The 12,794-nt window shown below is 70.3% G+C and carries 11 protein-coding genes and 2 tRNA genes; 11 read left to right on the top strand and 2 right to left on the bottom strand.

Going from position 1 to position 12,794, the window contains the following annotated elements; translation table 11 throughout:
- Nucleotides 1-17: 17 nt before the first annotated feature.
- The 9 genes from IM770_RS02480 to IM770_RS02440 all read left to right on the top strand — a co-directional run bounded on the left by IM770_RS02480 (nucleotide 18) and on the right by IM770_RS02440 (nucleotide 8,781).
- A complete protein-coding gene (locus tag IM770_RS02480; RefSeq protein WP_203579530.1) occupies nucleotides 18-764 on the top strand; it encodes a hypothetical protein in 747 nt (248 codons plus the stop codon).
- On the top strand, nucleotides 764-1,759 hold the full coding sequence (locus IM770_RS02475) for a hypothetical protein (RefSeq protein WP_203579529.1): 996 nt from the start codon (nucleotides 764-766) through the stop codon (nucleotides 1,757-1,759). The genes IM770_RS02480 and IM770_RS02475 overlap by 1 nt, the downstream gene beginning before the upstream one ends.
- A 60-nt stretch (nucleotides 1,760-1,819) precedes the next feature.
- Nucleotides 1,820-2,500: a DsbA family oxidoreductase gene (locus IM770_RS02470; RefSeq protein WP_203579528.1), complete on the top strand. Its 681-nt coding sequence runs from the start codon at nucleotides 1,820-1,822 to the stop codon at nucleotides 2,498-2,500.
- Nucleotides 2,501-2,675: 175 nt separating this feature from the next.
- On the top strand, nucleotides 2,676-3,842 hold the full coding sequence (gene dusB, locus IM770_RS02465) for a tRNA dihydrouridine synthase DusB (RefSeq protein WP_203579527.1): 1,167 nt from the start codon (nucleotides 2,676-2,678) through the stop codon (nucleotides 3,840-3,842).
- Nucleotides 3,832-5,196: a deoxyguanosinetriphosphate triphosphohydrolase gene (locus tag IM770_RS02460; RefSeq protein WP_203579526.1), complete on the top strand. Its 1,365-nt coding sequence runs from the start codon at nucleotides 3,832-3,834 to the stop codon at nucleotides 5,194-5,196. The genes dusB and IM770_RS02460 overlap by 11 nt, the downstream gene beginning before the upstream one ends.
- Nucleotides 5,196-7,070, top strand: a complete 1,875-nt coding sequence (gene dnaG / locus IM770_RS02455; RefSeq protein ID WP_203579525.1) for a DNA primase — start codon at nucleotides 5,196-5,198, stop codon at nucleotides 7,068-7,070. Before IM770_RS02460 ends, dnaG begins: the two co-directional genes overlap by 1 nt.
- A 50-nt stretch (nucleotides 7,071-7,120) precedes the next feature.
- Nucleotides 7,121-7,906, top strand: a complete 786-nt coding sequence (locus tag IM770_RS02450; protein ID WP_203579524.1) for an ATP-binding cassette domain-containing protein — start codon at nucleotides 7,121-7,123, stop codon at nucleotides 7,904-7,906.
- 77 nt (nucleotides 7,907-7,983) lie between these two features.
- Nucleotides 7,984-8,056: transfer RNA gene (locus IM770_RS02445), tRNA-Asn, on the top strand.
- A gap of 65 nt (nucleotides 8,057-8,121) precedes the next feature.
- Entirely contained in the window at nucleotides 8,122-8,781 is a 660-nt protein-coding gene (locus IM770_RS02440) for a hypothetical protein (protein ID WP_203579523.1), read from the top strand.
- A 37-nt stretch (nucleotides 8,782-8,818) separates the two neighbouring features.
- Here the strand turns inward: IM770_RS02440 and def are convergent, their stop codons facing one another.
- Complete coding sequence (gene def / locus IM770_RS02435; RefSeq protein ID WP_203579522.1) at nucleotides 8,819-9,385, bottom strand: peptide deformylase; 567 nt, start codon at nucleotides 9,383-9,385, stop codon at nucleotides 8,819-8,821.
- Nucleotides 9,386-9,427: 42 nt separating this feature from the next.
- Between def and IM770_RS02430 the strand changes: the two genes are divergently transcribed.
- A complete protein-coding gene (locus IM770_RS02430) occupies nucleotides 9,428-10,513 on the top strand; it encodes a DMT family transporter (RefSeq protein ID WP_203579521.1) in 1,086 nt (361 codons plus the stop codon).
- A 63-nt stretch (nucleotides 10,514-10,576) separates the two neighbouring features.
- Here IM770_RS02430 and IM770_RS02425 read toward each other — a convergent pair.
- Nucleotides 10,577-10,650, bottom strand: a tRNA-Ile gene (locus tag IM770_RS02425).
- A gap of 158 nt (nucleotides 10,651-10,808) precedes the next feature.
- Between IM770_RS02425 and nagE the strand changes: the two genes are divergently transcribed.
- Nucleotides 10,809-12,746 carry an N-acetylglucosamine-specific PTS transporter subunit IIBC gene (gene nagE / locus IM770_RS02420; protein WP_203579520.1) on the top strand — a complete coding sequence of 646 codons (1,938 nt, stop codon included), beginning with the start codon at nucleotides 10,809-10,811 and terminating at the stop codon, nucleotides 12,744-12,746.
- Nucleotides 12,747-12,794 lie beyond the last annotated feature (48 nt).

Here is a 12,794-nt window from a genome sequence, read left to right as displayed (position 1 = left end):
CGGTCAGGAGGCGTGTCATGGCGCTGTCGCGATCAGGGGTCGGCGCTGTCGCGCTCCTGGCTGTCGGCGCGTTGCTCGTGCTCGCGGGCTGCGCGGCGCCGATGGAGGAGACGGATGCCGGCGGCACGGCGTCCGCGACCCCGTCCCCGGCCCCGTCGACCAGCCAGCCGTCGGACACGGACGACGGGGAAGATGACGGGCTGGCGGATGCGGACGGCGAGGCGGATCCGACCCAGAGCCGGGTGCGCGTCGGACCCGCCGTCGACTATGGCGGTCCCGACGGCGGCGACCAGGGTGACGCCGAGTTCGTCGCCGACGGAGTGTGGTGCGAGACGATCGCGGTGTTCTGGGGTGGTCCGGTGCCTGACGGCGTGCGGTTCACCTTCCAGTCCGCGCTCATCGATGGTCCGGGTCTGCTGGTGCAGGAAGGCGCATGCGGATCGGCGCAGAACCCCGCCTGCCTGGGGCTGACGCTCGAGGCGGGCGACCAGACGGTCTTCTGCAGCCTCACCGTTCTGCCGCAGACGGACTTCGAGAACGGCACGGGCATCTCGTTCGCCGGGAGACTCGAGTGCCCGACGGTCGAAGACTGCGATGCCGTCGGCGCGCGCGACGTGCAGCGAGGCTCGCCGATCACGGTGACGGCCCCCGCGGAGGCGAACCAGGACGAGAATGACCAGCAGGACCAGGGCGACCAGCAAAACCAGGACGACCAGCAAAACCAGGACGACCAGCAAGACCAGGACGATCAGGACCAGGGCTGATGGGTCGCCGCACCCGCACCGCGGGATCCCACCCGTCCTCCACCACCGAAGCCGGAGACGAAACGGCCTCAGGACCGGTCGAGGCGACGACCGAGCCCGGTCTCGGCTTCGAGAAGTGGATGGCGTTCCTCTCGTCGTTCGTGGCACCGCTCACGCTCGTCACGACACTGCTCTTCTACTTCGGCTACGTGTCCACGCGCGAGTTCTTCCGCTACTTCGGTGTCGACGTGGACATCATCGGGCTGAGCACGCAGGAGTTCGTCATGCGGAGCCCTGGCGCCCTCTTCATCCCGGTGATGGCGCTCATGCTGCTCGCAGCCGCCGTCATCATCGGCCACCGCGCCCTGAGACGCCGGATCATCGCCAAGCCTCAGGCGACGCGCCGTCGAGTGATCGCTGCGATCGCGTGGACCGGAATCGTGTTCCTCCTTGCAGGCCTGGCTGCAGCCTTCATCGTGCCGCTCGTCGACGGCTGGACCGTCGGCGAGCTGCTCACGCCGTTGTTCCTGGCGATCGGCGCAGGCCTCTGCGCCTACGCCGCCTCGACCGTTCGCGTGCTCGTCGGCGCGACCGTGGGCCGTGCGGTGGTGGTGCTGCTCGTCCTCGTGATGGTGGCAGGCACCTTCTGGGCGACGGCGACGATCGCGAAGTGGTGGGGCCTCGGTCAAGCGCGCGAGCTCGCCGCCGACCTCGAGACGCTGCCGGCCGTGGTGCTGGACACTCAGGAGCGCCTCTATCCCGGCAACGACGCCATCACGTTCCGGCGACTCGGAGAGGCGGCATCCGCCGACGAGACCGTCCCGCAAGCCGTCGCCGCACCGGCGATGTTCGGTTACCGGTACTTCGGTCTCCGCCTGCTCGCGCAGGGCGACGGGCGACTGTATCTCGTCCCCGATGCCTGGTCAGCGGATGCCTCGACCATCGTCGTGCCGTACGACGATGTGCGCGTGCGGTTCCGGTTCGTGCCCGACGCCTATCCGCCGACGGCGCCGTGACTGCCGTCGCTCGACGCATTCGGTGGAATAGAAGCGCCGACGTCCTCGGTTGTCCCCAGCATGACGGACGCCATCAAGATCGACGTGTGGAGCGACATCGCCTGCCCCTGGTGCTACATCGGCAAGCGCAACCTCGAGAACGGGCTGGCGGCGGCATCCGCCGACGACGACGCCCCCGCCGTGGAGGTGACGTACCACTCGTTCGAGCTGTCGCCCGACACTCCGGTGGACTTCGAGGGCGACGAGCTCGACTTCCTCGCCCAGCACAAGGGCATGCCGCGGGCACAGGTGCAGCAGATGCTCGAGCGCGTCACCGGCGTCGCTGCCGACGCGGGACTGGAGTACCGCTTCGACCTGCTGAAGCACACCAACACCGTCAAGGCCCACGAGCTCCTGCACTTCGCCAAGGAGCGGGGGCGCCAGCTCGAGCTCGCCGAGCGTCTCATGTCGGCGTACTTCACCGAGGGCCGCCACCTCGGCCGCGAGGACGAGCTGGTGGACCTGGCGACGGATGCCGGACTCGACGCCGACGCCGCGCGCGAGGCGCTGCAGAGCGGCCGCTATCTCGACGCCGTGCGCGCCGACCAGGCGCAGGCCGCGGCGTACGGCATCAACGGCGTGCCGTTCTTCGTGATCGACGGCAAGTACGGCGTGTCGGGCGCGCAGCCCGCCGACGCGTTCGCGCAGATCGTCCGCCAGGTGTGGGCTGAGCACCGCGAGCCCGCCGACGTGGACGCCTGACACGTCACCCGCACAGGCCCGCCGCGGATCGCGGCGGGCCTTCATCGTCTCCGGAGTCGCGAACGCCGTGGTCGACGACCCGTCGGCACCGACCGGGTCGGCCGCGCACGCGGCGCCTTCCCACAGCCCTGAGGCCGTTCAGCCAAGGGACGGATTCCTGTAAGAGAATGGAACCGTGACGACTGCCCTCGCTCCCGCGCGCACTCTGCGCATCGGGCCCATCGAACTCGACGCCCCCGTGGTGCTCGCGCCGATGGCGGGCATCACCAACACGGCTTTCCGGCGACTGTGCCGCGAGTATGGCGCGGGCCTCTACGTCAGCGAGATGATCACGACGCGGGCGCTGGTCGAGCGCAATGCGACGACGATGCGCCTGATCACGCACCACGAGTCCGAGAAGCCGCGCTCGATCCAGCTGTACGGCGTCGACCCGGCGACGACGGAGGCCGCGGTGCGCCTGCTCGTCGAGGAGGACCGCGCCGACCACATCGATCTGAATTTCGGATGCCCCGTCCCGAAAGTCACCCGCAAGGGCGGGGGAGCCGCGCTCCCGTGGAAGACCGGCCTCTTCCGCGACATCGTGACGCGCGCGGCGCGCGCTGCCGGCGACGTTCCGCTCACCGTCAAGATGCGCAAAGGCATCGACGCCGACCATCTGACCTACCTCGACGCGGGACGCATCGCGGAGGACGCGGGCGTCGCGGCGGTCGCGCTGCACGCGCGCACCGCCTCGGAGTTCTACTCGGGGGAGGCCGACTGGTCGGCGATCGCGAAGCTCAAGGAAGCGGTCACCAGCGTGCCCGTCCTCGGCAACGGCGACATCTGGTCGGCCGACGATGCGGTCCGGATGATGGCGGAGACCGGCTGCGACGGCGTCGTGGTGGGACGAGGATGCCTCGGTCGCCCGTGGCTGTTCGGCGACCTCGCACGTGCGCTGGGCGCCCCCGGGGCCGCGCCGGCCGCGCCCGTCGATGCGACGCTCGGATTCGTGGCGCAGGCGTTCCGGCGCCACGCGGAGCTGCTCGTCGAGTTCTTCGAGGACGAGGGCCGCGGCTGCCGCGACGTCCGCAAGCACGTCGCGTGGTACTTCAAGGGCTACCCGGTCGGCGGCGAGCTCCGCGCCAGCCTGGCGACCGCCTCGACGCTGGGCGAGATCGACGCCCTCCTGACGACCATGGACCTCGACGCGCCGTACCCGGGCGCGGCCGCCGAAGGCCAGCGCGGACGCGCGGGCACACCCAAGCGGCCGGCCCTGCCCGACCGCTGGCTGGAGTCGCGCGAGCTCAGCGCCGAGGCATCCACCGCCATCGCCGAAGCGGAACTCGACCACAGTGGCGGCTGAGGTCACGGACGCGGCGTCCGATCGGCCGGGCGGCTACGACGACGCCGACGCCGCGCGCTTCCTCGCCGAGCGCCACCGATCGCAGCGCGACGACTTCGCGCGCGATCGCGCCCGTGTGCTGCACTCGGCGGCCCTGCGCCGCCTCGCCGCGAAGACGCAGGTGCTCAGCCCCGCGAGCCCTGCGGATTTCGCCCGGAACCGGCTCACGCATTCTCTCGAGGTCGCGCAGGTCGGTCGCGAGCTCGCGACGGCGCTCAGCCTCGCCGCGGACGTGGTCGACGCCGCCTGCCTCAGCCACGACCTCGGCCACCCGCCCTTCGGGCACAACGGCGAGCGCGCGCTGAACGAGTGGGCCGAGGGCTTCGGAGGGTTCGAGGGCAACGCCCAGACGCTCCGCATCCTCACGCGGCTCGAGCCGAAGGTGATCGACGCGGACGGCCGCAGCTTCGGACTCAACCTCACGCGCGCGAGCCTCGATGCGGCGTGCAAATACCCGTGGTCAGCCGATCACCCGCTGCCCGACCCCGGTGGGCGCCTGAAGTTCGGCGTGTACCCCGAGGACGAGGAGGTCTTCCGCTGGCTGCGCGCCGACGCTCCCGGCCGCGTGCGGTGCATCGAGGCCGAAGTGATGGACCTCTCCGACGACATCGCCTACTCGGTGCACGACTTCGAGGACGCCGTCGTGAATGGCTACCTCGATCCGGCGCGCCTGGCGGATCCGCGGGAGCACGAGTGGCTGCTGACGGCGATCCAGTCGTGGGTCGGCTTCGACTTCGCGCGCGATGAGCTCGAGGACGCACTCTTCCGGCTCACCCGCATGCCGGACTGGATCGACTCCTTCGACGGCACGCGTCCGGCCCTCGCGCGGCTCAAGAACCTCACGTCCGACCTCATCGGCCGCTTCGCGCGTGCCGCGACGACCGCCACCCGCGAGTCCTACGCCGCCTCGGTGCTGACGCGCTACCGCGGCCACCTCGTGGTGCCGCGCGTGGTCGAGGCCGAGATGGCCGTGCTGAAGGGCATCATCGGCGCCGCCGTCGTGTCGATCGAGGGGCGCAAAGACCTCTACAAGGAGCAGCGGCGGGTGCTCAAGCGCGTCGCGACCGCGCTGTGGGAGCAGCCCGGGGCGCTCGATCAGCTGCACGCGCAGGACTTCGCCGCGGCGGAGACGGATGCCGCACGCCGACGCGTCGTCGTCGACCAGGTCGCGAGCCTCACCGACCAGCTCGCGATCGCGTGGCACGGGTCGCTCGTCGGCCCGGTGGATCCGGCATCCGTCGGCGTCTGGGCGCCGGGTGCGCGACCCATGGACACGGCGACCGGCCGCGCGAGCGACTCGTTCGGGATCCGCTGATGGCGGGACGGATCCGTCAGGCCGACGTCGACGAGGTGAAGGCGCGCACGAACATCGCCGACATCATCGGCGAGCGCGTCGCCTTGAAGTCGGCGGGCGTCGGGTCGTTGAAGGGCCTGTGCCCGTTCCACGACGAGCGCAGCCCCAGCTTCAACGTGCGGCCGCAGGCGGGGTTCTACCACTGCTTCGGCTGCGGCGAGTCGGGCGACGTCTACTCGTTCCTGCGGGCGATGGACCATGTCACGTTCACCGAGGCCGTCGAGCGCCTCGCCGGGCGGATCGGGTATGCCCTGCACTACGAGGACGGCGGCGCCGCACCCGAGCACACCGGCCGCGCCCGCCTCTACGCCGCCAACGCCGCGGCGGCCGAGTTCTTCCGCGCGCAGCTGATGACGCCCGATGCCGACATCGCACGCCGCTTCCTGGGCCAGCGCGGGTTCGACGCGGGAGCGGCCGCCCACTTCGGTGTCGGCTACGCGCCCAAGGGCTGGTCCGGCATGCACGCCGCGCTGCGCGCGCAGGGCTTCACCGACGAGGAGCTCTCTTCGGCCGGCCTGGTGTCTCAAGGGCAGCGCGGGGTCTACGACCGGTTCCGCGGCCGTGTGGTCTGGCCGATCCGCGATGTCACCGGACAGGTCATCGGCTTCGGCGCGCGCAGGCTCTTCGACGACGACAACGGGCCCAAGTACCTCAACACCCCTGAGACGACCATCTACAAGAAGGCCCAGGTCCTGTACGGCCTGGACCTCGCGAAGCGCGACATCTCGCGCGAGCATCGGGTGGTCGTCGTCGAGGGGTACACCGACGTGATGGCGTGCCATCTCGCCGGGATCACCACGGCGATCGCGACCTGCGGCACGGCGTTCGGCTCGGACCACATTACCGTGCTGCGCCGCGTCATGGGCGACGACTCGACCGCGGGCGAGGTCGTCTTCACGTTCGATCCCGACGCCGCCGGGCAGAAGGCCGCGCTCCGCGCGTTCGCCGATGCCAAGCGCTTCAACGCCCAGACCTACGTCGCCACCGGCCCGCAGGGGCTCGATCCCTGCGACCTGCGCCTGGCCCGGGGTGACGGCGCGGTGCGCGCGCTGCTGGAGACGAAGGTGCCGATGGTCGAGTTCGTGCTCGATCAGCGCATCGCCGGGTACGACCTGCGGAGCGTCGAGGGCCGCGTCGGCGCCCTGCGCACCGCGGCACCGGTTGTCGCAGAGCTCCGCGACCCGTTGCTGCAGCCCGAGTACGTGCGGGTGCTCGCCCGCCGCCTGGGCATGGACACCGAGGACGTGCGCCGCGAGGTCGAGCGCGCCGCCCGGGGCGGGGCCGGCGGCAACGGCCGGCGCGATGCGCCGGCCGCCGGCGCCGAGGCGTCCCAGCCCCCGACCGTCGACGACGGTGCGCTCAAGGTCACGCTCGCCACGCTCCCGCGGACTCCCGATGCGGGCCTCGAGCGCGACGCGCTCATGGGCGTGCTGCAGTTCGGCCACCGCATGGACGCGTCCCTGGTCGGTCGCGCTCTCGAGCTGCCGTTCCGGAATCAGCCCCTCGACGCCGTGCGCAGCGCCGTGCGCGAGGCTCCCGACATGCAGCGGCCGGGATGGTCGGTGGATGCCGTGGCCACCGTCCGCGAGCCGTACCGGTCGCTGGCGGCCGAGCTGCTCGCCGGAGACTTCCCCGCGCTGAGCGACGAGGCGGCTGTCGCCTCCGCGGGCGACCTGGCCCGCCGGCTCGTGCTGCGCGGGCTCGATCGCGAGAAGGCGGAACTCCTCGGAGCGATCCAGCGCGTGCCGGCCGATTCGGACGAGGGGCGCGGCATCCGTCTGCGACTTCGCGAGCTGGACGCCCGGCGGCAGGCACTGGTGGACGAGGGCTCCTGATCCTTCCATCCCGAGTGGCGCCGCCTCCGGCCGCAGGGCAGGATGAAGGAATGGCTCGCCGACGAGACGCGGATGTCGCGATCGACTGTTCCGACCTTTCGATCGCTCGCGCGGGCCGCGGCGGACCTTCGCAGCGCGTGGTCGACGGCGTGTCCTTCCAGCTGCCGCACGGCGGAATCCTCGGCGTGATGGGGCCGACCGGCTCGGGGAAGTCATCGCTCGCGGCCGTGCTCGCGGGCGCTGACGAGCCCGGGCTGGCGGTCGTGGGCGGTCAGGCGCTCGTCGAGGGGATCCCGGTCCGGCGCCCGGGCCGCGCTCACCGCTACCTCACGTACTACGCGGGGTATCTGCCGCAATCGGCGGGCGCCCGTCTTCCGGCTCGCCTGACGGTGGCGGAGGTCATCGGCGAGCCGATCACGAGCCGCGACCGCCGCGTCAGCCAGCGCGGGCTGGCCGTGCGCGTGGCCTCGCTGCTCGACGAGCTGATGCTGCCGCTCGGCGCGGCGCCGAAGTACCCGTACGAGCTGAGCGCCGGCATGCGTCAGCGCGTCGCGCTCGCCCGCGCCCTCGTGCTCCAGCCGAAGGTGCTCATCGCGGACGAGCCTTTCGCCAACATGGACGTCGAGGTGCGTAAAGCCGCGCGCGAGGCGATGCTGCGCCGGCGAGCCGAGCTCAACATGGCCGCCGTCGTCGTGACCAACGAGGCGGAGGTCGTCAACGAGCTCGACGCGGACGTGCTCGTGCTCCGCGCCGGTCACGCGGTCGCCTTCGGGCACGGCACGCGCGATCTGCTGTGGACCCCCAGCGAGGCCGACCGGCGGCTGGTCAGCCCCTGAGAGATCGGGCCGTGGTCATGAGCACCGTCCGGGCTTTGCTAGTATGGACTGGTTGCCCGCACGCGAGTGCGGAACATTCCTCCATAGCTCAATTGGCAGAGCAATCGGCTGTTAACCGATAGGTTCTTGGTTCGAGTCCAAGTGGGGGAGCGAAGGCCTCGGGGCTCCACCCCCGGGGCTTTCTTCGTCTCCGGGGAACAGTACGAGGAGTGCACATGGCGGGTCGAGCGAAGCCTGCGCCGCGCCTGGCGGTGGAGGGCGGCGTCCCCGCTCCGGACCCCATCTACCGCTCCGTGCCGCTGCTGATCGCGCTGGGCCTGTTCGTGGCCGCGACGGTGTGGGTCGCGCTCGTCGTCCTCTTCGGTGGCGAGCCGCTGATGTTCCCCGTGTCAGCGCCGTCCCCGTGGCTCTTCCTGGCCCTCACGCCGTCGATCGCCGCCATCCTGCTCGCCGTGCGCGGCCTCGTCGCGTGGTCTCTCGTCTGCGCCCTCGCTTCGCTCTGGCTGGTGCCGACCGGCGCCGCGACGGTGATCGTGGTCGCGGTCGCGCTGGCGACCGCCCGCAGCATCCGTCGCCAGTGGGCCGCCCACGACCTCGACACCGTGATCGCCACCGCGGCCGCGCACGAGTTGCCGGTCCTCGTGGTCCAGCACGTCGCGGGCGACGGGCGCCGCCGCAAGACCACCGACACCACGCAGATCCAGGTGCGCGATGTCGACACGGGTGAGCTGTCGACCGCACGGGTGTGGGGGCCGATGCGCGTCGGCGTCACCTTCGTCCGTCAGGGGATGAATGTCATCGCTCAGGCCCCGCCCGGCGCAGACGCCGAACTGCGCCGCTGGGTGGAGCGCCAGAACCGCCGCGCCGCGGACTGAGCCGCAGCGAAAGCGCGGCGGTGCTGCGACGCCGCCGTCAGGCGTCGAGGTCGTCGATGCCGGGCGTCCAGGAGCTGCCCGGGCGACCCCAGCCGCGCTTGCGGGCGAGCTTCTGCACCGTCTTCCAGTCGCCGTCGTCGAGCCGATCGACGTAGAGGATGCCGTCGAGGTGGTCGAACTCGTGCTGCATGATCCGCGCCCGCCACCCGTCGACCTGGATGCGCACGGGCTGCCCCTCGAGGTCTGTGCCGGTAACGAGCACCTCGTCCGACCGGCGCAGCGGGAACCGCTCGCCGGGGAACGACAGGCAGCCCTCCGACTCCTCGTCGGGATCGGGCGCGCCGGGTTCGAGCGGCCTCATCCACAGCTCGGGGTTGATGATCACGCCGCGCCACGGCGCGCCCTCGTCGTCGGCGTAGGTGTACGTGTAGATGCGCAGCGGAACGCCGACCTGGGGCGCCGCGAGACCTACGCCGGGCGCGGCATCCATCGTCTCGAACATGTCCTCGACGAGCGTGCGGATCTCATCCGTGATCGCTTCGACGGGCGAGGCGGGGGAGTGGAGGACGGGATCGCCCATGATGCGAATCGGGAGAACAGCCACGCCTTCAGCCTATCGAGGGAGGCCTGCGGCTAGTGTCGATGTGTGGTGTGGACTGCGGCGGAGCTCGAGGACATCGGCGATCAGCTCGTCGGCGTGTTCCAGAACCCGAACATTCTGATCGGCATCCCGCTCGCGCTCCTCGGCGCGGTGTTCATGTCGTTCGGCGCGCAGTACCAGCACCGCGGGGTCACCAAGGTCGAGCGCATGAGCGGGGGGCACTCGGCGGAGGGCCTGGGCGTCAGTCACCTGCTCAAGCTGCTCGCGCGCCCCTCGTGGGTGATCGGCACGGTGATGCTGGGCCTCGCCATCGTGTGCCAGCTCTCGGCGCTCGCCTTCGCGCCCCTCATCGTGGTGCAGCCGCTGGGCGCGATCGCGCTCGTCATCACGACGCTGCTGAATGCCCAGATCAGCGGGCACAAGCCGACGAGGCGCTCGCTCACCGCGATCGGCGCCTGTGTCGGCGGCATCTTCATCTTCGTCACGATCGCAGCGCTCTTCGCCACCGAGAAGCCCGTCGCGAACTGGCAGCTCATCACGATCCTGGTGCTGCTGGCGGTGGTCACGCTCGTGTTCGCGGGGCTGTGGATCTGGTTCCGCACCCGAATGGGAGCCCTCTTCTACATCGTCGCCGCGGGAGTCATCTACGGCTTCGTGGCCACCCTCGCGAAGGTGGTCATCGAGCGCTTCAAGGAAGGCAACCTCAACTGGCTGACCTTCCTGTGCCTCGCCGCCCTCATCGGCGGGGCGATCGTGGGCGCGTACTTCGTGCAGAGCGCCTACGCCTCGGGTCCGCCGGATCTCGTCGTCGCCGGCCTCACCGTCATCGATCCGATCGTGGCGATCATCATCGGCCTGACCGTGCTGCAGGAGGCGGCGGGTGCGCCGCTGTGGGTCTACATCGCCTTCGGCGTGGTGGGGGCCATCGCGGTCTGGGGCGTGTTCCAGCTCGCGCGCCATCACCCTCAGGTGGTCAGCGAGAGCCAGGAGCTGCCTATCCAGCGGGGGAGCAGCGGGAAGACGGATGCCGCGCACCCGCACACCGCGTCCATCAAGGTCACCGAGGCCGTCGCGAAGGTCTGGCCCGAGCCGCCGGTCAAGGACCCGGCGGACGAGCCCGACAAGCGCTGACGCGCTGCGCCGGGACTCCGGAGGACCGCCGCGCCCGTCCGGGACGCGGCAGTCCTCCAGCGGTAGGGCGGGTGGGACTTGAACCCACGATCGTCGGGTTATGAGCCCGCTGCCTTGACCAGCTTGGCCACCGCCCCCTGCGCGCCGAAGCCGCGGAGAAGAGCCTACCCGCCCGGCGCCGTGGGCATGTTTCGTTCACACCCCTAACTTTCGGAGGGGAAACACCTGCGGACGCGCCCTGTTTGGCGGTAGCGTCATCGACGAATAGTGTCCCTGGTTCCTCGCGGAGGCGACGATGAAGTTCTTTCAGAGGCTCGGCCGATCGATCATGCTCCCGGTGGCTGTGCTGCCGGTCGCCGCGATCCTGTCGGGCATCGGCTACTGGATCAAGATGGCGGCGGGCGACAACCTCGCGTCCACATTCCTGGCGGCCGCGGGCGGCTCGCTCCTCGACAACATGGCACTCCTGTTCGCCGTCGGAATCGCGCTCGGCATGGCGAACAAGTCCGACGGCACCTCGGCGCTGGCCGGACTCGTCTCGTGGCTCGTCATCACAACGCTGCTGAAGCCCGAGACAGTGGCGCTCTTCACGGGCGTCGATGACGTCAACGAGGTCGACGCGGCCTTCCTGAAGGTGCAGAACGTGTTCGTCGGCATCATCTGCGGCCTCATCGGCGCGTGGTGCTACAACCGCTTCAAGGACACGAAGCTGCCCGATGCGCTCTCGTTCTTCAGCGGCAAGCGATCGGTCGCCATCGTCACCGCGGGCGTCTCGCTCGTGGTCGCGATCGTGCTGTTCTTCGTGTGGCCGTGGGTGTACGGCGGCCTGGTCGGGTTCGGCGAGTGGATCGTCACCCTGGGCGCCTTCGGCACGGGCATCTACGGCTTCCTGAACCGTCTGCTGATCCCGGTCGGCCTGCACCACGCCCTGAACTCCGTGTTCTGGTTCGACGTCGCCGGCATCAACGACCTGAACAACTTCCTCGCCGGCGAGGGCACGTACGGCGTGACCGGCCAGTACATGACCGGCTTCTTCCCGATCATGATGTTCGGCCTGCCCGGTGCGGCACTCGCGATGTACCTCACGGCCAGGACCACGCGCAAGAAGCTGGCGTACGGCATCCTCTTCTCGGGTGCGATCGCGTCGTTCTTCGTCGGCGTGACCGAGCCGCTCGAGTTCTCGTTCATGTTCCTCGCGCCGGTGCTCTACCTCGTGCACGCGGTGTTCACGGGCATCTCGATGGCGATCAGCCAGATCCTCCCGGTGCGGATGGGCTTCGGCTTCTCCGGCGGCTTCATCGACCTCGTGCTGGGCTGGGCGAATCCCATGGCGCAGAACCCCTGGCTCATCCCGGTCATGGGCGTGTTCTGGTTCTTCATCTACTTCGTGGTGTTCTACTTCTTCATCAAGCGCTTCAACCTGAAGACGCCCGGCCGCGAGGACGACGACATCCTCGGCGAGGGCACCGAGTACGACACCCACGTGGCCGACGACAAGTACCTCGTCACGGGCAGCCGCTTCATCGACGCGCTCGGCGGCAGAGACAACATCCTCGAGCTCGAGAACTGCGCCACGCGCCTGCGGATGGAGATCGACGACGTGAGCAAGGTCGACGACACCGCGCTGAAGCGCGCCGGTGCGGCGGGCACGATGAAGCCGGGCGGCAAGTCGGTGCAGGTCATCTACGGCACCAATGTCCAGTTCGTGAAGGACGCGATGGAGCAGATCATCTCGGGTCAGGTCGAGGCGCCGACCGGCGCCGCGCCCGAGCCCGCCGTGGCTCCGGCTGCGGGCGGCACCGGCGTGCTCACCGACGCGCCGGCCACCACCATCGTCACGCTGCGTCAGCCGCTCGCCGGCACCGTGGTGCCCCTGGCCGCGGTGCCCGACCCGACCTTCGCTCAAGGCATTATGGGCCCGGGCCTCGCGATCGAACCCACCGGCGACACCGTCGTGGCGCCGGCAGACGGCACCATCGGCGCCACCTTCGACACGGGCCATGCGGTCGCCCTCGTCCTCGCGGACGGCACGGAACTGCTGATCCACGTCGGCATCGACACCGTGGGCATGAAGGGCGACGGGTTCCAGACCCTCGTCGAGAAGGGGCAGAAGGTCACGGCCGGCACTCCGCTGCTGCGCTTCGACCTGGCGAAGATCCAGGCCGCCGGTCACCCCTCGATCACGCCCGTGATCGTGCTCAACAACGAGAACGCGGCGGTCGCCTTCGAGTGATGCCGGATCCTCACCGGTGAAGCGGTGACGGATGCCTCGGCCCGAGGC

The organism is Microbacterium hibisci, from assembly GCF_015278255.1.
Lineage (GTDB): Bacteria > Actinomycetota > Actinomycetes > Actinomycetales > Microbacteriaceae > Microbacterium > Microbacterium hibisci.
The sequence above is the reverse complement of the archived record's forward strand: the minus strand, read 5'-3'. Positions and strand labels throughout refer to the sequence as shown.